At 40.5% G+C, this 20,313-nt stretch carries 15 protein-coding genes; 8 read left to right on the top strand and 7 right to left on the bottom strand.

What is annotated here, in order from left to right; all coding sequences use genetic code 11:
* Positions 1-217 precede the first annotated feature (217 nt).
* Entirely contained in the window at positions 218-1,627 is a 1,410-nt protein-coding gene (locus tag AB986_RS09805; RefSeq protein WP_048310638.1) for an MBL fold metallo-hydrolase, read from the top strand.
* Positions 1,628-1,673: 46 nt separating this feature from the next.
* Here AB986_RS09805 and AB986_RS09800 read toward each other — a convergent pair whose 3' ends face one another.
* Genes AB986_RS09800 through AB986_RS09790 form a run of 3 tightly spaced genes read right to left on the bottom strand, consistent with a single transcriptional unit; the run spans position 1,674 to position 2,794 of the window.
* Positions 1,674-1,919, bottom strand: coding sequence for a hypothetical protein (locus AB986_RS09800; RefSeq protein ID WP_048310637.1), 246 nt, complete (start codon positions 1,917-1,919; stop codon positions 1,674-1,676).
* The gene (locus tag AB986_RS09795; RefSeq protein ID WP_048310636.1) at positions 1,903-2,439 is read right to left on the bottom strand and encodes an RNA polymerase sigma factor; all 537 of its coding nucleotides are present in this window, start codon (positions 2,437-2,439) and stop codon (positions 1,903-1,905) included. The genes AB986_RS09800 and AB986_RS09795 overlap by 17 nt, the downstream gene beginning before the upstream one ends.
* A complete protein-coding gene (locus AB986_RS09790; RefSeq protein WP_048310635.1) occupies positions 2,429-2,794 on the bottom strand; it encodes a hypothetical protein in 366 nt (121 codons plus the stop codon). Before AB986_RS09790 ends, AB986_RS09795 begins: the two co-directional genes overlap by 11 nt.
* Before the next feature lie 407 nt (positions 2,795-3,201).
* On the opposite strand from AB986_RS09790, the gene AB986_RS09785 reads away from it, so the two are divergent.
* From AB986_RS09785 to pruA, 3 genes are all read left to right on the top strand, one after another.
* Positions 3,202-4,488 carry a PucR family transcriptional regulator gene (locus AB986_RS09785; protein ID WP_048310634.1) on the top strand — a complete coding sequence of 429 codons (1,287 nt, stop codon included), beginning with the start codon at positions 3,202-3,204 and terminating at the stop codon, positions 4,486-4,488.
* A gap of 358 nt (positions 4,489-4,846) precedes the next feature.
* A complete protein-coding gene (locus AB986_RS09780; protein WP_048310633.1) occupies positions 4,847-5,764 on the top strand; it encodes a proline dehydrogenase family protein in 918 nt (305 codons plus the stop codon).
* 34 nt (positions 5,765-5,798) lie between these two features.
* Complete coding sequence (gene pruA / locus AB986_RS09775; protein ID WP_048310632.1) at positions 5,799-7,346, top strand: L-glutamate gamma-semialdehyde dehydrogenase; 1,548 nt, start codon at positions 5,799-5,801, stop codon at positions 7,344-7,346.
* A 99-nt stretch (positions 7,347-7,445) separates the two neighbouring features.
* Here pruA and AB986_RS09770 read toward each other — a convergent pair whose 3' ends face one another.
* On the bottom strand, positions 7,446-9,038 hold the full coding sequence (locus AB986_RS09770) for an ATP-binding protein (protein ID WP_048310631.1): 1,593 nt from the start codon (positions 9,036-9,038) through the stop codon (positions 7,446-7,448).
* 162 nt (positions 9,039-9,200) lie between these two features.
* Between AB986_RS09770 and AB986_RS09765 the strand changes: the two genes are divergently transcribed.
* The 4 genes from AB986_RS09765 (at position 9,201) to AB986_RS09750 (ending at position 14,994) form a co-directional block, all read left to right on the top strand.
* The gene (locus AB986_RS09765) at positions 9,201-9,521 is read left to right on the top strand and encodes a YnfA family protein (protein ID WP_048310630.1); all 321 of its coding nucleotides are present in this window, start codon (positions 9,201-9,203) and stop codon (positions 9,519-9,521) included.
* A 364-nt stretch (positions 9,522-9,885) separates the two neighbouring features.
* Entirely contained in the window at positions 9,886-11,736 is a 1,851-nt protein-coding gene (locus tag AB986_RS09760; protein WP_048310629.1) for a GAF domain-containing sensor histidine kinase, read from the top strand.
* On the top strand, positions 11,711-12,349 hold the full coding sequence (locus tag AB986_RS09755) for a response regulator (RefSeq protein ID WP_048310628.1): 639 nt from the start codon (positions 11,711-11,713) through the stop codon (positions 12,347-12,349). The genes AB986_RS09760 and AB986_RS09755 overlap by 26 nt, the downstream gene beginning before the upstream one ends.
* A gap of 188 nt (positions 12,350-12,537) precedes the next feature.
* A complete protein-coding gene (locus AB986_RS09750) occupies positions 12,538-14,994 on the top strand; it encodes a S8 family serine peptidase (protein WP_048310627.1) in 2,457 nt (818 codons plus the stop codon).
* Positions 14,995-15,045: 51 nt separating this feature from the next.
* On the opposite strand, the gene AB986_RS09745 is transcribed toward AB986_RS09750, so the two are convergent.
* The 3 genes from AB986_RS09745 to AB986_RS09735 all read right to left on the bottom strand — a co-directional run bounded on the left by AB986_RS09745 (position 15,046) and on the right by AB986_RS09735 (position 20,084).
* Positions 15,046-15,555: a GNAT family N-acetyltransferase gene (locus tag AB986_RS09745; protein ID WP_048310626.1), complete on the bottom strand. Its 510-nt coding sequence runs from the start codon at positions 15,553-15,555 to the stop codon at positions 15,046-15,048.
* A gap of 405 nt (positions 15,556-15,960) precedes the next feature.
* Positions 15,961-19,179 carry a M36 family metallopeptidase gene (locus tag AB986_RS09740; protein WP_048310625.1) on the bottom strand — a complete coding sequence of 1,073 codons (3,219 nt, stop codon included), beginning with the start codon at positions 19,177-19,179 and terminating at the stop codon, positions 15,961-15,963.
* A 233-nt stretch (positions 19,180-19,412) separates the two neighbouring features.
* Positions 19,413-20,084: a DUF2642 domain-containing protein gene (locus tag AB986_RS09735; RefSeq protein WP_152670956.1), complete on the bottom strand. Its 672-nt coding sequence runs from the start codon at positions 20,082-20,084 to the stop codon at positions 19,413-19,415.
* Between the last annotated feature and the right edge of the window lie 229 nt (positions 20,085-20,313).

The raw sequence follows: 20,313 nt of genomic DNA, 5'->3' as shown, positions 1-20,313 counted from the left end.
ATAGTGTTTTTCACTATTCGGTTTTTCTTTTGTGTACATTGAGAGTAGGAATTTCAAAGTTTAGAAAGGATAAGGTTAGGTAATAAAGACTTATATAGAGTGGACTACCTTGTAGGGTATAAAAGCAGAATGGTTGAAGAAAATTTTAAAAGGGTTTATGATGAATTCAAATACCCCATAGGGTAATTAATCATTTTTCATTCAGGAGGCAAAACAAATGTATTTACGAACGTTTTTCGACGAAAAGCTCGCACAATATTCTTATTTAATTGGATGTCAGCGAACAGGTGAAGCATTGGTTATTGATCCTGCACGTGATGTTACGCCATATTTAGAAGTAGCTAAAAAGGAAGGCTTTCATTTAGCTGCAGCAGCAGAAACGCACATTCATGCTGATTTTGTTTCGGGCGCACGCCAGCTCGCAGAAAAACACGATGTGAAATTATACTTGTCTGATGAAGGAGATCAAGACTGGAAGTACGGTTATCTTGACGGATTAAATGTTGAACTTGTTAAAGATGGTTCATCGATCAAAGTAGGTAATATTGAACTTGGTGTTATGCATACCCCAGGGCATACCCCAGAAAGCATTTCATTCGTTCTAACCGATCACGGTGGCGGATCTGAAGTACCAATGGGCATTTTCACAGGAGACTTTGTTTTTGTTGGTGATATTGGTCGTCCAGATTTGCTTGAAAAAGCGGCTGGGGCAAAAGGAACAGCTGAAACTGGAGCAAAATCAATGTTCAGTTCGCTACAAAAATTTAAAGAACTACCAGAATATCTCACAGTTTGGCCGGGGCATGGTGCAGGAAGTGCATGTGGTAAGTCGTTAGGTGCAGTTCCACAATCTACTGTAGGCTACGAACTACGCAATAACTGGGCGTTAAAGGAAGAGAATGAAGGTTCATTTGTGAAAGAACTTCTTAACGAACAGCCTGAAGCTCCAACTTACTTTGCGGTTATGAAAAAGGTAAATAAAAAAGGACCGAACGTTTTAACTGGTGAGAACCTAGAAAAAATCTCAAATGTTGATGAGTTTAGTGCTCTTGCTTCAAAAGAAAACACAACTGTCGTTGATACTCGTCCAGCAACTGATTTTGCGGCTGGTCACATTGATGGTGCGATTAATCTCCCATTTAATAAAGCATTCACGAATTGGTCAGGTTGGGTACTTGATTATGACCATAACTTGCTTCTAATTGCAGAGGAAGACAAGCAAGAAGAAATTGTGAAAGCACTGCATTCAATCGGAATTGATAACATTAAAGCATTTGCAGGTCCAGAGCTACTTTCACAGTGGAATGATCTCGAAGGGTACTCCTTTATTACTGCTGAAGAGCTAAAGGATGTCTATGAAAAAGACGACGTTTATGTTGTCGATATAAGAAAACAAGATGAATGGAACAAAGGCCACATTCCTGGTGCAAATCACCATATGCTAGGGTATTTAGAAGATCAAGCTGAGGAAATCCCAGAAGACAAAACGGTAGTCGTTCACTGTCAATCGGGTACACGTTCAGCAATCGGAACAAGCCTACTACAATCTCTAGGGTTCAAAGATATCTTAAACTTTAGCGGTGGTTTTGCTAAATGGGAAAAAGAATTTGATCATATCGAGAAGTGATGGAAAGAGCGTGAAGCACTAGTGCTTCACGCTTTTTTTGTCTTCACTACATCAATAGCATTGCCCCTGTAGATAATGCAAGCACAACTCCAATAGGGGCTAACTGAATTTTGAGTAGCAATGAGGGTGATATTGACTTACTGTCAAGCGGGTTAGATACTGGCTCTGTCAGAAAATCTCCAACTTGATCTAACTTGTTTTTTCTAAGAGGTATAGGGGGAACATCCACCGTATACTTATCTAAAAGTTCATGTAGTTCTTCTGGGATCGTTTGGTTATTTTTGCGTTTCATCGGGTTTTCCCTCCATTACTTCACGCATACGTTTAATCGCAGAAGATAATCTCGATTTGACGGTGCCGATCGGAATTTCAAGCACAGCTGACGTTTCTTCCTGAGTCATATCGTGATAGTAAATTAGTAAGATAACAGCACGTTGCTTTTCAGGAAGTTTCTTTATAGCCCATTGAACTGCCATTTTATCATCTAGTTTGTTAGTAGGATGATCTTGCTCATTGACGAGAAAAGGAAGAAGAGTCTTAAGTTTGTGGCGACGCTTTAATTTATTGATCATCAATTGATAAGCGATAGTAAACAGATACGTTTTTAATGACGATTGATTAGAATCAAAGCGTTTCTTATAGTTATGAAACTTAAGGAATGTATCCTGTACAAGATCAATGCTGAGCTGTTCATCCAGGGTATAGCGATAGATGAAACGATACAGTGAATCTTTATAAAGTGTATACGCTTGTTCTAGCGTTTCAGGTTCGGTGATCTCAACAGACGATTTACTTAAACGATTAAAACTCATTCGGCCAGCGCTCTTTTATGCCCTTATACGTATACGCAAGTCGGAAAATGAACCAGAGAAATGTAAGCAATGGGAAGACGAACGTTTGATGAAGAAAAAACTGCACAAAAGGATTTTGGATATCCTCTCCACTTACTACTAAATAGAAAAGCCCCGTTATACAAATGATTGAGTAAGCAGCTGACGTAATCATGACGTAATCCCATCGTGACCAGTAAAAGTAGAGATTCGTTTTTGAGAAGTCAATCTTCCCGTTTTTCTTGTGAACATGCTTCTGAAGTGAAGCAATGATTACACCAAATAGAATGCCTAATACACCTGCAACAATTAATCCTACGAGAAAACCAGTACCCATATTGTCACACCCTTCATTTTTTCATTTTCACATATTTATACAATTATGGAAGGGGTAAAGTTCATTTTATTTTAAATAGAAATAAAGCGGAGGTTATATGTCATTGCTGCTACCAGTGTATTTCCTGCATTAAACGCTAGAAGAATAGAGGCTGTAATTAGTGAGGGGAATCTCAATCCGCTATTTAGTAAGCGTTTCCAATAGTTTATCATAGGGGATAGCCTGGTTAATCCATAGATTATTGAGACCTTTTTGAAAGGCTCAATATATAATGTAAATGTTCCCATAACGTTTTTCTTTTGTAGAGAAATCGCTATAATAAGAGTGGATGAACACGACGTAGACTAGTATTGCTAAAACCCTTTAGTTTCAATGTTAATGGCGGTACAGAGATGGAGGGGTAGATCATGATAAATGTAAAAGAACAGATTTTAGAAGCGACGGATATTCATAAAGTAACTGAAATCATCAGCATCGCTATAAACAAGCCGGTTATTATTGAAAACAAAAATTTCGAACTGATTTCATATAGCACAGCATCTGAAAGCTTTGATCAAACGCAACAGAAAACCATTTTGTATAAAAAGTGTCCTGTTTTCATTATTGATCGACTGAAAAAAGAAGGCATTGTACAGCAGTTGGAAAGCAATGAAGCACCGATTCGGATAGCTCCAATTGAAGAGATCGGTTTTTATCAACGGATTGTTGTGAAAGCGATTTATGAAGAGCGAACAATGGGCTATGTATGGGTTCAAGAAACGAATACGCTTCTATCGGATGAAGAGGTGACGTTTCTAACTGAAATCACTCCACATATAGGTCAGCTGATTCATAAATCCTACCGAAAAGGACAGGAGCACGAGGGAAAGCAGGAAAAACTTCTATGGAACGTTCTTCTTCATGAGTATGAAAGTGAGAATCAAATTCGGAGGAAAGCACAGGTAGCGAGTTTGCCATTACCTGACCGCTTTTCTGTGCTCGTCATGTCGATAGCCGAACCTGCGCAGGAACCGCTTCTTAATGAAGTAGTTGAGCTTTTATCTCGATTCAAACGTCACAAATTACAGGTACTTAAAACAGATTTACAAGTTGTCGCTGTGATATCAGGAACTAAAGACCGGAAAGGTTCAGCGATCGAAAATAGTCGTGAGCTCGTAGAATACGTAAAAAGTGCACTTACTCATGAGGAATTCTATTCCTTTTTGATTGGTATTGGAAAAGAGTATGTTGAGCTCATTGATATGAGAAAGAGTTTTCTTGAAGCACTGGAAGTCATTGAGACCGCTGATTTTATTGGACCTAGACCTGACGTGATGCCACGCGAGTTCTCCAAACTTGGCGTATATCGATATCTTGCTGCGCTTTATGAGAAAAACAATACAGAACATTATTACAATCAGAACCTATTAAACTTGATGGAGAAAGATTCAGTGAGTCATTCTAGTTTGTTAAAAACACTTGAAGTGTACTTATCAAACAATGGTAAAGGAAAGCATACGGCTGCCGAGCTCTTTATCCATCCGAATACACTTAATTACCGCATGAAGCAGATCCAGGATTTAACGGACATCGATTTTGAAGATTTTAATATGAAAAGTCATATTTATATTGAATTGTTGTTACTAAACAACATTCCGTCTTACTACAATCGATATCTGGCTGCTGTAGAGGAGCAAAAAGGCGCTACGAAATAGGTCGGTTTGTTTGGAGTGGGTGGGTTATTATCCAAAATTCGGATATATTGTCCGAAACCAAATTATATTAGCCAAAATACATTTTTATTGTCCAAATCCCAATTATATTGTCTAAACAGAGAAGCTGCGGTTGCAGCTTCTTTTTTGTGAGCACGCTCCACAGTGCCTGTGGGGTCTAAACAGCCGCTTTCGCTTTTCTATTGTGCTTAAACCACAAAAATCGGTGGGAACTATTGTGTTTTCAATACGTTGTCAGATGGACTATAAAATCGATATAATTTTCACAAGAAAGAAAATATTATTACGACTTGCTGCTTGATGAATGTTTGGAGATATAGGTTAAAGGAGCGTGGTAGCGTTGGAAGCCCTCAACAAGAGTTTTTTCCTTTTTCTTGCCAGCAGGCCTTCACTCGATCGATTTGCTAAACGATGGGGTAGTAAGTTTGGGGCTGATAAGATTGTTGGCGGGGAATCCTTTGAGCACGCTGTACCTCTAATTCAGAGTTTGAATAGTCAGGGGTTACGTGTGACAGTCGACCATCTCGGGGAGTTTGTTGCTTCAGAAGCTGAAGCGAGAGAACGAACGCTTGAGTGTTTACAGACGATTCGAATGATCAGCGCTCATGATTTGAATTCACAACTTTCCCTTAAAGTAACGTCACTTGGTCTTGATATTAATCACGATCTTGTATGGGAGAATATGATTCAGATTATGGATGAGGCTAGGAAGTATGATGTGTTTGTGACGATTGATATGGAAGACTCGTCAAGGACACAGGCAACGCTCGATCTCTACAAAGCACTAAAGAAGCAGTACAGCAACATTGGAACTGTTATTCAATCTTATTTATATCGATCAGATCAGGACCTGGATGATTTAAACGAAGTAAAGCCAAATTTACGACTTGTTAAAGGCGCTTACAAGGAATCAGCGGAAGTAGCATTTCCTGCTAAATCTGATGTTGATCATAACTTGAAACTCCTTATTAAGAAGCATTTATTGAATGGGAATTACACAGCAATTGCAAGTCATGATGACGCGATTATTCAGTACACGAAAGAATTAGTCAGAGAACATGGCATTTCGAAAGATCAATTTGAATTCCAGATGCTATATGGCATGCGAAGCGAAAGACAGCTAGAACTTTTATCTGAAGGCTATACAGTAAGAGTGTATATGCCCTATGGAAATGACTGGTATGGGTATTTTATGAGGCGGTTAGCCGAACGACCTGCCAACATTGCTTTTGCGTTAAATGGATTGTTAAAAAAATAAAATCAATTTTTAAATTCGAAAGGGGAATTTACTCATGGTAGTACCATACAAACACGAACCGTTTACTGATTTCACTGTTAAGGAAAACAAGAAGGCTTTTGAAGAAGCACTGAAGCTAGTAAAAGAAGAGCTCGGTAAAGATCATGATCTTCTCATTAATGGTGAGCGTGTAAGTACAGAGGACAAAATTGTTTCCATAAATCCGGCAAACAAAGAGCAAGTTGTTGGACGCGTTTCGAAAGCAACAAAAGAGCATGCTGAGAGAGCGATCCAAGCTGCTGATGAAGCATTTGAAGGCTGGAGAAAATGGTCTGCTCGCTCTCGTGCTGAACTTCTATTCCGCGCAGCTGCGATTGTTCGTCGCCGTAAGCATGAATTCTCTGCATACCTTGTTTATGAAGCAGGAAAGCCTTGGAAAGAGGCTGATGCTGATACTGCAGAAGCAATTGATTTCATGGAATACTATGCTCGTCAGATGATTGAGCTTGGTGAAGGAAAAGCAATCGAAAGTCGTCCAGGCGAACAGAACCGCTATGTTTACACGCCAAGCGGAGTAGCTCTTGTTATTCCACCGTGGAACTTTGCGTTTGCAATTATGGCTGGTACAGCAGTAGCACCGCTTGTTACAGGAAATACAGTACTTCTTAAACCAGCAAGTGCAACACCAGTTGTAGCTGCGAAATTCGTAGAAGTACTTGAAGAAGCTGGCCTTCCAAAAGGCGTATTGAACTTCGTACCAGGAAGCGGCGCAGAAGTAGGCGACTATCTTGTTGACCATCCAAAAACATCAATCATTACATTTACTGGTTCACGTGAAGTTGGAACGCGCATCTATGAGCGTGCGGCAAAAGTACAGCCTGGTCAACAACACTTGAAGCGAGTGATCGTTGAAATGGGTGGTAAAGATACGATCGTTGTAGATAAAGATGCAGATCTTGAACTTGCTGCACAGGCAATTGTTGTCTCGGCATTTGGTTTCTCTGGTCAGAAATGTTCTGCAGGCTCCCGTGCGGTCATTCTTAAAGAGGTATACGATCAAGTCCGCGATCGCGTCGTAGAATTAACAAATGAACTTACGCTAGGCGAAACGACAGGTCCAGATGTGTACATGGGACCAGTCATTGACCAGGCTTCTTTCGATAAGATCATGAGCTACATTGAGATCGGGAAAGAAGAAGGACGTCTTGTTGCAGGTGGAGAAGGCGATGACTCTAAAGGGTATTTCATCAAGCCAACTGTGTTTGCTGATCTTGCTCCGAAATCCCGGATGCAGCAGGAAGAAATCTTCGGACCGGTTGTTTGCTTAACGAAAGCAGATAACTTCGATGAAGCAATTGAGATTGCGAACAATACAGAGTATGGCTTAACAGGTGCTGTTATCACGAATAACCGTGCACACATCGAACAGGCGAAAATGGACTTCCATGTAGGTAACCTATACTTCAACCGTAACTGTACAGGTGCGATTGTTGGATACCATCCATTTGGTGGATTCAAAATGTCTGGAACAGATTCTAAAGCAGGTGGTCCGGATTATCTTGGACTTCACATGCAAGCAAAAACTGTTTCAGAAATGTTTTAAGCTGAATTGAAATGAGAACAGTAACCAGCCTGCCACTTAAAGGATCTCCTTTAGGTGGCAGGCTTTGTTATGTTTTAGATAAAAAAAAGAGAAGAGGTGTTAAACCTCTTCTCTTTGATATGGTAGGGTAAGATGGACTTTTGTTCCATCGCCTTCTTCTGATTCAACAGAAACTTTTCCTTCATGTGCCTTGATAATATCAAAACAAATTGAAAGTCCGATCCCAAGCCCACTTCTTTTTGAACTGAAGAAAGGCGTACCAAGTTGTTTAACTTCTTCCTTAGTCATACCCTGGCCGTTGTCTTCAACGGTAATAGTAACACTCGTGCGGTCCTTTTGAAGACTAACCCAGATCTGTCCACCCTCAGCCATAGCTTCTATAGCATTTTTGATGAAGTTGATCAGCACTTGCTTAATTTGTGAAGCGTCCATACATATAAATAGATTTTCCCGATCATTGAAGTAAATTTCAACATTAAATAAATGAGCATTACTATTCATTAATTCAACTGTTTCTGAAATTAGAGTCGTTAAATTTCCTGTTCTACGTTGGCTAATCGTTGGTTTTCCCATCATGACAAATTGATTAACGAGGTTTTTCATACGTTCTAGTTCATCTTTAATGATATTCACGTATTTCGCTTGCTCGTCATCGACATCTAACATCTGTGTAAAACCGATAATGGACGTGAGTGGGTTTCGGATTTCATGTGCAAATCCTGCTCCTAGCTTTCCGATAGCGGATAGTTTCTCCGATTGAATCACCTGGTCCTGCAATTCATAATAAGATGTCATGTCTCTAAACTGTGCAAAAGCCCCAACGAGCTGGTTGTTTGTTTCATCAAAAAGAGGCAAAATATCAAGGAAGCATCTTTTCTCATTACTAGCAGAGAATGTTAACTCGATATTTACAAGGCTCTTTTTTTTATTGCATACGTGCTGGAAAAAAGGAGCAAGTTCTGGAATTGACGTAATTATTCTTCCGATCATTTCTTGCTTGTTTCTACCAGTAATCGTCTCGGCGCTCAAATTGTATTCAAGAATATGTCCTTCTTGATCGGTGATGATTATTCCCAGTGGTGTGGCACTCATTAACATTTGATTATAAAGATGCAGCTGATCGTTCTGTTGATTCAATTTAATTTCTTGTTCAATCGTATCAATTGCAGATGAAAGCAATCCAAGGTGGAGCGGGGACGCATATTCTTTCGTTGTCATGAGAGATACCGTACCCATTAGTTGTCCATTCTCGTAGGAGAATGGAGCAGAGTAGCATGCAACCTGTTCAAAGCAGTTGTGATAATGATCCAAACCGACAAGATGCACAGGTTCGTTATATTGAAGTGCAAGTGAAATTGAATTTGTTCCTGCAGTAGATTCATCAAAACGAACTCCTCTAGCGATTCCGAAAGAATCTGTCATACTTTTAAAACGATCATCACCATAAGCATCGAGAATATATCCCTCATGATCTGTTGTGACAACCATAGTGGGAGTTTCGGTAAGATAGCTTAGGAGCTTCTGCATGAATTTTTGTATGATAGAAAGTGAACTTTCATATTTTTGTAAACGTAATTCTAGTTCTTCTTCAGAAAGTAACACATGTAAAACGGGAATTGAGTTGGGATCCATTCCATAAACATGCTCGCAGGTGTTTTTAGATTTTTGTATGTATTGATCACGTTGCGCCATGGGTATCCTCTTCTCCTGTTAGTAGTTATTCTTACATGATTGTCTCCTATAGTTGAAATCATTTTGTAATAGATTATCATACTTAAGTACCGATTGGGTTTATTTTAACTCAAAAAATGTCTATTAACTATTCAAAGCTCATGAAAAAGGAGTGATAGATTTATGAAAGCTATTCTATTATTCGTACTAGCAGGTCTTGCAGAAATTGGAGGTGGCTATCTGATATGGCTCTGGCTTCGGGAAGGATATTCAAGTTTACTTGGACTAGCTGGTGGTGTTGCATTAGTTCTATATGGCATCATTGCAACGTGGCAGGTTTTCCCGTCGTTTGGAAGAGTGTACGCTGCATATGGTGGCGTTTTTATTATCATGTCAGTCCTCTGGGGATGGGGAATAGATAAGAAAACGCCTGATTTATACGACATTCTTGGAGCTGCTATTTGTTTAGTAGGAGTCACCATTATGTTAGTTCCGCGGAATTAAGCATTTTAGTGAATAGAGGGAGATGGTTGGTTATACATCTAAAGTACTATAAATAGTTATATCCTTAGTTGAATTGGTAAAAGGGAAGATGTTTGTCATAATGAAAGGTATCAAACCCTTACATCAAAGGGTTGGCCCCGGGATTGGTTAGTGGATCTCCATTTCGACTAGTTCCGGGTTGTTTATAACTTCTCAAAGGATCCTCTAGTTCGAGGATTCTTTTTTTATGACAGAAATGTAGAATCGCGGATATAAACCAATCTCAACTTTATTCGCCGACTAATTTGTGTTCTTTATAAAAAATTCAAAGTCATGTAAACTAGTTATAGAGGGAAAATTCAGATAATGTCGAATGGAGGCCGAAATGGAGCATAAAGCACCTATTCAGAGAAGAGAAAGGCACGCCAGGTGGTTTTTAACGCTTGTATCCCTTATTGGCTGGTTATCAGTTGGTTGGATGGCTTTGCATATTCAACAACCAGAAAACTTTGGAGTATTCGTGTTGTTAGTCGGCTTTCTATTTGTAACAGAATACTATCCTATTTCTGTTTGGAAAGGATATACGTCTTTAAGCTTTCCTTTAATTTATACAATTTACGCTGTAGAAGGATTACCACTCGCAATGGTGATCTATGCAATAATTGTACTTCTGGTTAATGTCATCCGAAGAAGGCCGCTTCGGATTGTATTCTTTAATCCTTCTCAACTCGTACTAAGTTTCATAGCTGCTGTATCCATTGCCCGTTTACTTGAACCATTCTATAGTCAATCAGAGAACAGTTCATTGATTTCCGTGATGCTATTAACCGGCGCGTACTATGTGATTAACAATCTACTTGTAGATCTGGTATTAATCATTCGACCACAAACCTATCCAATCCAAATTTGGCGAACAAAGTTTATAACTGAGCTCATCAGTGGTGTCATCTCGATCATTTACATAGGGGTCATGTTCTACGTCTCGAATCAGAATAGAGGCGTAATAGATGTGTTTTCCTACTTTTTCTTTTTCTCACCTCTTGTCGGTTTTGCATTGCTCAGCGCCATTATTGTTAGGCTACATACTGAGCGGAATCGACTGAAAGCTTTGTTTGCGATCTCAACAGAATTAAATAGATGGCTACCAACAAAAAATTGGGTAGACTCGATTGAAACAAGCCTTAACGATTTTGTAGATGTTGATGCAAGTGTGCTGTGGGTTAAGGAAAATGGGCGATGGAGAGTTCGTTTCTCCCATGGTCAGGTTGTGAAAGAAGAATGTATGGCTCCACATGGAATAAAGGATTTTGATGATATTAGCGAGACGGAGGTTTTTCAAGATCGAAAGAAAAACCCAGGGATTGTGCCCTCATGTTTTGATAAAGCACTAAAAGCTTTCGTGTATGCACCCATTATTTTAGAAGGAAAATCTCTTGGTATGTTTGTTGTTGCAAGAAGCAGAACACATAGTTTCAGACAGGAAGATATTCAATCTGTTGCAACGCTCGCGAATCAATTAGCAGTCGTTATTAAAACCCGAATGCTAATTTCTGAGCAGGAAAAAAGGACCGTGTTAGAAGAACGTAATCGTATTGCAAGAGAGATCCATGATGGAGTCGCCCAGTCACTTGCAGGAGCTGTATTGAAGCTTGAAACAGCTAATAGGAAATTCTATCAAAAGCCTGCGGAAGCAAATGATATCCTTGTGGACAGCTTAAGCAAACTTAGACATAGTTTGAAAGAAATAAGAGAGTCAATTTATGCCTTACGCCCGTATGAGACAGAACGTGTTGGATTAAAACAGGCGATCCTTAAAAGAATTGATGTGATCAAGAAAGAATCTCAGCTGAATCTTTCATTCGAGGAGCGCGGAAAGCCCATTGTGTTAAGTCCGATGGTGGAAAAAGTAATGTTTGATATCTTTCAGGAAAGTGTTCAAAATACAATTAAGCATGCGAAAGCTACTAGCGTTACCGTATTACTGAGCTACCAGAAAGAGCATGTTTTATTAAAAATGACAGATGATGGCGTTGGTTTCTCATTGTTAGGAGCGATGGTGAAAGCCAAGAAAGATCCTCATTTTGGTATTTTAAGTATGAATGAACAAGCAGAGAAAATAGAAGCTACTCTACAAATTGATAGTAGAGAAGGCGAAGGGACAGAAATTAGTTTAGCGATACCAAAGCTTGGTCTTGAGGGGGGAATGGAACATGATCAACGTCATGCTAGTGGATGATCATGCTGTTTTGCGTGATGGTCTAAAAAACATTCTAGAAATGGAAGAGGACATTAAGGTAGTAGGTGAAGCGGTTAATGGAAATGAGGTTGTTCGTGTCGTCACATCGTGTCAACCTGATGTTGTGCTAATGGATATTAACATTCCCGATAAAAACGGGATTGAGTTAACAGGAATGTTGAAACGGGATTATCCTTCTGTGAAGGTACTAGTCTTGACGATGCATAGTCACGATGAATATTTCATGGCTGCAATTAGAGAAGGGGCTGACGGCTACTTGCTCAAGGATCTCCCAACAGATCAAGTTGTGGAAGCGATTCGAACTGTTGCAAAAGGAGAGTCTATCATTGATCCCACGCTTACGAAAAGGCTGCTAGGATTCTATAATCAAAAGCAGGAGGCGTCGAGCACTTCTGAGCTTACGGATCGTGAAAAGGAAGTCCTTATCTGTCTAGTTAGTGGGAAGAGTAACAAAGAGATTGGTGAAGAACTTTATATTAGCGATAAAACGGTTAAGATTCATGTAAGCAAAATATACAAAAAGCTGAATGTGAAAAGCAGATCTCAAGCCATTATCTATGCCGTGCAACACCAGTTGGTACCATTGCCTTAACTTTCTACCGTATTCGAGTCAGATTCCTTTATGTAAAGGAATCTGACTTTTTATATGTACCCCATTGGTACTAGTTGTCCTATAGTTCTTATGGTTAGCAATTTATAACTTAAGTGGAATAGCTAAGCGGGGCTACTTTCGAGATAATAAGTGTAATAGTTAAAACATTCTGAACAGGGGGAGTAAGGATGAAATTAAAATCGATTATACTAGCACTACTGTTAGTAGGTGCAACCGTTTTGAGTTCGATACCACTACATAGTGCATCAGCTCAAAGTGGGGAAACAACGATTGGAACAAAGCTACAGCAAATAATGAAATCACAAACGACTAATCTAGAGGTAATTGTTACGTTCTATGGTGATGGGGCACCAAAGGCATCTCAACTAACGTTACTTGACGACATAGGGATTACAAAAGGTCTATCACTACAGAACCTTCCAATAACAGGCGTAATTGCTACTGCAAATCAAATTGAGGAACTCGCTAAGCGCTCTGAAGTTCGCTCAATCTACTATAACGATCAACTAGAATATGAAAATGCTGAAGCAACTGCTCTAACAGGTGTAGATGCGGTTCGCGCGGACGTTGAGATGAGAAAAGCGAATGGTGGAATGCCTTTTTCTGGAAAGGGAATTGGAGTGGTTGTGAACGATAGCGGAGTAGACGGCACACATAGTGATATCAAATATGGCGACCATCTAGTTCAAAATGTTCTTGGCTCGACCAATCTGAATGCTCAAAATGGTTTATTGCCAATTACGTACGTAGAAGATGTACCTAATACAGACAACAACTCAGGTCACGGTACTCACGTTGCTGGAATTGTCGGTGCCACCGGTTCTAAATCTGCTGGAGAATATGAAGGCGTAGCTCCTGGAGCAAACTTAATTGGTTATGGCTCTGGTGCAGGACTTGCTATTCTAGATACGTTAGGCGGCTTTGATTATGCTCTAACGCATCAGAATGATTACAATATCCGTGTGATCACAAATTCTTGGGGCGCAACAAGTGATGCGGGAACAGACTTTGATCCGGAAGATCCAATCAATATTGCTACGAAAAAGCTGTATGATCGCGGAATTGTAACAGTTTTCTCAGCGGGTAACTCAGGACCTGCAGAATCTACAATCACTGGGAATTATAAGAAGGCACCTTGGGTTATCACTGTTGCAGCAGGAGACAAACAGGGGAACCTCGCTGACTTTTCATCAAGAGGTGTAAGCCAGAAGGGCGGCCAAGTAACTGTGGATGGAGAAACATTCGAATGGATTGACCAGCCGACAATTACGACCCCAGGAAAAGATATTGTTTCAACACGCGTTATATCACCAACAACAGGTCTATCAGCAGATAAAGACGTTGAATTAATTGAACCAGCTTATCTTCCTTACTACACGACGATGAGTGGAACATCCATGGCAGCCCCACACATGGCAGGTATTGTTGCATTAATACTAGATGCTAATCCTGAATTATCTCCATTAGAGGTGAAACAAATTGTTCAGGATACGGCAACAAACATGCCAGGGTATGAAGCGTGGGAAGTTGGTGCAGGATATGCTAATGCTTATGCTGCAGTTGATGAAGCACTAAATATGGGTAAAAGTTATGGTAGTACAGTGAACATGACAAATACGTTCAATTCGAATGTGGATATGCAAGTGAACCGCGAACCTTTTACAATCGATTACGGTGCGGCAAATGAGAATAAGAAGGAATTTCAAGTTGAAGAAGGCGTCACTGAGGTTGTTGCTAGAGTTAACGCAAAAGGATTATTAGGTGAAACAGGCAATACGATTAATCTTGTTCTAACAGCACCAGATGGAACGGAATACTCTTCAGGAATTTCTGTCCTATTCAGTTTATACACAAATCGCACTGTTCAAGTGTCTGCACCAATACCAGGTAAGTGGACAGTGGAACTTAGAGGACTAAACGGTTTAGCGTTACCAGAAGCGATTAAAGGAGAACTTGCATTTAAGAAAGCGAATGGATTTAGTGGATTAAATGATATCGAAGGACATCCTGCAGAAGCTGCTATTCAAACAGGTGTTTCTGAACGGTTGCTAGATAGTAAAAGTAATGGAGACTTTCGACCGAATGAATCGCTCAAACGAATTGATCTAGCGAAGTTTCTAACGATGGGAGCAGGTGTTGTACAAACGCTTCCGATCAACAAGACGTTCTCTGATGTTAATGCCACTGACCTTCCTTACGCTGAAGCCGTGACAGCTAAAGGTGCTGCTTTAAAAGACATTGAACAAAATGACAATGGTGTTATGAAAGCAGTAAATGGTAAGTTCTCACCAAAAGGATCTGTTTCTAGAGCTGAATTAGCTTACTCTCTTGTACAAAGCCTCGGCTTGCAGGATGAAGCGGAAGCGATGAATGAAGAATTAACAGTACAATACAAAGATGAGCGAATTACACTTTCAGATGGTGCTGAAGTTCCAGCAGTGCTAAAAGGATATGTGCAGCTAGCACTAGATTTAAATATACTAAATGCCTACTTTGATGTTACACAGGGACCATATGATCTTGAGCCGAACGTCACAGCGCAGTTTGAGCCAACTGAAAAAGTAACAAGAGGAGATTTCGCAGTAGCCATTACACGTTACTATGCAACATACCTTATGCCATAATAATAGAAGCACGGTCCCCAATGGGAGCCGTGCTTTTTTGAGTTTAGGGGATTATGAAATGGAACGTTTAAAAGCTTTTACAATAATGCCATCATTCGCTGGTTCAAAGTCGTGTTGAGGCAATCGCTTAAAGCCAGACCGTTCATATAAAGCAATGGCCGTTTTCATAAATTCGCCAGTGTGGAGACCAATCTCATGGAACCCTTGAGCTCCTGCGAGGTGAATGCATTCATTAAGTAGAGCTGTAGCTACTCCTTTTCCACGCGCACTTGGAGCAACGGCAAGAACACGTATTTCAGGATAATTCAATTCGTCAACAAAGCCTTCGTAAGCATCTGTGTTTGCTGGAAACAAAGCGACACTTCCTACAATGTTCTCATCCATCTCGGCTACTAGTAACTCGACGCCAGGTTGTTGATCTGCTTCTGAAGAGATTGCTTGTCGTAAGGCATCCCAGTGTGCTTCAGGAATAGCTTGTTTATGATCAGCGTAAGCATCGACTCTTTGTTTTCGTATCGCATGTAATTCATCTTTCTTTGCATTGCGTATGGTGATGTTCATAGAATGATAATTCTCCTCTGATTAGTAGTTAACTGTATCGTTTATCGCATAGTAGATAGGATATTTCAACAATAATGATCGGAAGGATATGTTGCTAGAGTATAGTGGTTATGGTTAATTTCCGCTCCAGGATCTCGCTTTCCGCGGGGCGGGCGGCGTGCCTGCGGGGTCTCACCTGTCCCGCAGGAGTCGAGCATCCTTCCGCTCCAATTAGCGAAGTGTGGTATTTATACAACAGTTCTAAGGAGCAACAATCTTTAAGAAAAGGTCCATTTGAAAAAGGAAGTTACATTTGTCATTCACAGATCTAGTAACGGGAGAAACATTTTTTCAAACATCAGAAATAAAACGCACAAAAGCGAGCTTGTCATGCAAGCTCGCTTTTGTATTATAATCTACTATAGTTTAATATGGGCTCGTTGCTGTGAAGGTAAACGGTACGTTTGCTCCTGAGTATAGGCCTACGTACACATATTTTGTACCTCCAGGAATGACTCCGGCTTCATTAGCACCAGCCGTTGCTACTCCTCCAATTGGTTCGAAGTTCTTGTTGTAGAAATAAACATCGTAGTCGTATTCAGTATCACTTAAGCCTTCTAATGTGAAGTTATGGATGCCATCACCATACTGAGCGGGTAGTGTAACGACGTAACCGTCAGCACCTTGGGAAGCCGGCTCTGGGTTTTGTGTCGTTACAAACTCATTCTCTGTAACTGCGAGAGTGGCTGGCACGTCGGCAAGGTTACCAATTCCAGTTCCTGCATTGCCTGCTTGTACAGTTCCTTCAGCAATAAAAGGCTCTTCAGGTTCGAGTGTCACTGGCTCAATTTGTGCTTTCTTTGATGTGAAAGCCTGGATGTCAGCAACTTGAACATATCCTTTCGAATTGTCTTGTGAATCGTGTGCAATGAATTTAAGGAATTTCGCTTTCACAGGCTTGTCTAAGTCAAAGCCTTTGTAATGAAGATCAGCTACAGTTGGTCTAGGTTTTTGAGCTGTGAATTTTTCTCTCACGACAGTTGTCCAGTTCTTTCCGTCCATTGATGTTTGTACGCTAAAGTTCTTGAGTGTTGCGAATCTAGCTTTTGAAATATCCTTCATCGCACTTACCTGGATATGAGAGATATCTACTGCCTCGTCCCCTGCTAAATCAACTACAAAGTCTGATCCTTTAAAACCATTTTCTTGTGTATCAGTAGCGTATACACTAGCTTCGGTATCATCAATCGCGAACTTTACTGGGTTGCTGTCCGATTCACCTGAAACATTTGCAATCGAAGCACCGTTAAAGGAAGAAGCGACGTTAGGTGATAGTTTAAATGAAAGGTTATTTTTCTTACCAGGTTTAATCGTAACGTTTTCAATTGTTCTAGAGCCAAATCCTTTTGCTTGTATGGTGATGTTGTAAGTACCTTCCACCATATAAGTTGCAAACTTTCCTTCTTCCGTTGTGACGGAGAGTGGACTTGTTCTAGCTTCAAATTCTCCAATAATAATACGAGCATCTTTAATTGGCTTGTTCGTTGCTGCATTAATAACAGTACCCGAAATCTGTCCGTTGTGCTGTCCATCTGGATGGTTGAATGCCGGGATTGGATCTGTATCATTACCACCGTTAGAATACGCATCAGAACCTAAGCCACGCTGAGCAAATGCTTTCCATAGAGCATCATAGTGCTCACCGCCGTAACGCTCAAAGTCTGAGGCGATGATCGCTGTTCTCATGTCTTCCATTGAAGGCTCAGGAACAGAAATCGGCATAGCATCCATAACAAGGTGCTCAGCAATGGATTCACCTTCTGTTTTACCGTAGGTTTCGATTAATTCTTCTCTTACTTGCCATAGAATGGCTGCCCAGATATCACCATCAGAGTGAACTTCAGGACCGCCTACATCATAGCCAATATCTCCGTAGTTATATGGAGAATCATCCAACGCGTAGCTTCGAATTCCACTCTCCATATTTCCAGTTACATAGCCGCCAACGACTGGTTTATCCTGTAGGCCATTTTTCAGCAGGTAGTGCATACCGTACCAGTCACCCCAGCCTTCACCCATCGAACCAGATTGGTGACTTCCAAGAGCTTCACCACCAGCTACAAGTCGAGTGGACAAGGCGTGCGAGTATTCATGATAGATGATTCCTGCGTCGAAGTCTCCATCAGCATATGATCCTTCAAATGCGCCAGCAATAGGTTCCCATAAGAACATGCCGCTCCAGGCAGGAATGCCGTCTGGTAATGTGAGCATGTAGGCATTGTCACGTCCTGTGTAAGTTGGTGCGCCGCCTGATGCTGCGCCTGCCTGTACAAGCCCAAGGATCGCATCTCCACCCAAACCACCTTTACCGAAGTTAGACAGCTGTAGGTTACCGGCACCTTCTACCCATCCAAGATTATAGAAATAATCGTGGAAAAGGTTATGGTGATAGAAAAGGTTCGTTGATGCACTGTTTACATCATCTGCATAAGAAGGAGGAACCGTTTGTCCTTTGGTCTTATTCCAAGAATCTTTAAATGTAAAGCTGAATTCGCCAAGTGGTGCAACTGGTCTTACTGCTTGATCGGCGGGTGCGATGAAGTTGCTCCAGTTCGCATACGTATTCGCATTGTTTCCGAAAGTCGTAATGCCTAGAGGAGTTCCAGGTAGCAACCAGCCGTTAGGTGATGCATTAGGATCACCATTAAATGACTTTACTGTTTGTGTTCCACCCTTAGGTGCACCAGGGAAGTTTTCGAAGATTAGACCTTCTGGATCTGCAAGATAGTCAACAAGGGAGCGTTTGTACAATTGCTCGCCTGTAGCTGCATCTATCACAATCTCGTATCCTTCATTTAGCTTCTCAATGAATAAGACGCGATAAGCAGGACGGACGCCTTTATCCGTTATAAATGTTGCCTTTTTAACTCGTTGTTTCGTAGGAAGAACGTCTGCAGCGAATACGTCCCAGGCCTTTTCAGTATCAATTAAATTAGGTGTGTATGAAATTGAAGGACTTTGAAGCTCAATCGCTTTGCTTAGCGCTTCTTTTGACGTAAGGTCGAAATTGTCTACAAGAGAAGTGGAACGGCTCATATTTCCTGTAACAGATAGTATTTTACCTTCTTTGTTAACAGCTACAATCACGCGGCCTCCATAAACCGACTCAATACCATCAAACGTTTGTTGGAATGTAACAGGTTGAAGACCGGTACCCTTCATTGCATAGTTACGAGTAACTTTCAAATTAGCAATCTCAGAAGCTTTCACTCCGAATAGCGCAGCATTTTCCTCTAACCAATCTCGAGCAACGGTTTCAGCATTTTTATTTGAAGCTTCAGTTAGGTATCCCTGATCTTTCACGATCATGGATGGTGTTCCAAAAAGTGAATTCCATTTGATTTTGACACCAGCGCCTGCCTGGCTAATAAGAGTATCGGCCGCATTTAACTGTGTTCCTGTTGGTAACACCTTATTTAGTACATTCCTCATATCCATCATAGCTGAATCGAGCTCCACGTGATCATGCAGACTCGTTTCAACGATAGGACCTGATACGTTAGCACTAGCTCCACCTGATACAAGTAATGAACCAGCGAGTAAACTTGCTCCTAAAGTCGAAAATAATTTTTTCCCGTTTTTCATTATAGTTGAAGCCCCCTTTGATTTTCATAAGTAGGGATTTCTTCAAGTTAAATTAATCTCCTTCGCAAAACACGTCAAATACTGACAAGTACCTATCGGCTTTGTTTGTTAGAACTAGAGTGGAATAGAACTAAAGATATAGAGATAGTAGGTAATAGGGGGAAGGTGAGTAAATATCAAAAAGTCCGTTAGGAGATAACGGACGAATAGAAGTATGTGGGTTTAAATACAAGTTATGGAAAGTGTACGGTTTTAATGTGGTGATAATTTAGAAATACAGGCTGGTTGCGCGCTCTTGTTAAAGTAATTTGGTTACCGTGCATGCTCGTCAGCTTTCCTGATTTATTCGAATTTTCATTCAGATCAAATATCACAATCTGGTCAAGTAATTTCTTCAATTGCTCTTCTAAGGTGCGAGCTAATGACAAACCGATTGGAACGACAGGGAATTCGCTATCTGTTAGCTCATAAGGTCGTACATTCTGAGGGTATGGTATTAGCCACTTTAGATGCTTAAGTGAAATATACATTGTTTTATAAATTGGGCTTTGAAATACGATGTAGTCATTCATAACACTAGTAATATAACCGTGGATGCTTTTGTGACCAGAAACGAATATTTCCGTGAAAATCCCTCGAGATTCTTGTAGTGTTTTTCGAAATGAGATTGAATCCAACGGTTCCATTCCGGGGAATAAAGAGTCGACTGTGGTCGAAATCTTGTCTTCTACACTATTGCAAACTTCAAAATAATGGACGTGAAATTGTGATACATAGATGAGATTGTTACCATCATAAAGAACGAGAATATCGTTCCCGCTATCAATAAGCACACCTATCAAATCACTATTACCGTTTAGCTTTATTTTAATTGTCTCATTAATTAAGTCGTTTAAATTTCTCACGCTTGACCTCCTTTCTTTTATAGAAACAGGCAGAGATCCCATTGATAGGAACAGAATATTCTCCACTTGTAATGAAAGAGAATAAAGATCGTAGCAACTATTGCGGTCGATTCAATGGGAGTATCAAAATAAATGAAGATAAAGCTTGATGACTACAATTAGATCAGGTAGGTACGAAACGGCCCTCAACTCTTGTCCCTTCTAAAGGAGTGCTCAAGTGAGATGTTAA

This window comes from Guptibacillus hwajinpoensis (genome assembly GCF_001039475.1).
Lineage (GTDB): Bacteria > Bacillota > Bacilli > Bacillales > Guptibacillaceae > Guptibacillus > Guptibacillus hwajinpoensis.
This window is presented reverse-complemented; position numbering and strand designations above follow the sequence as displayed.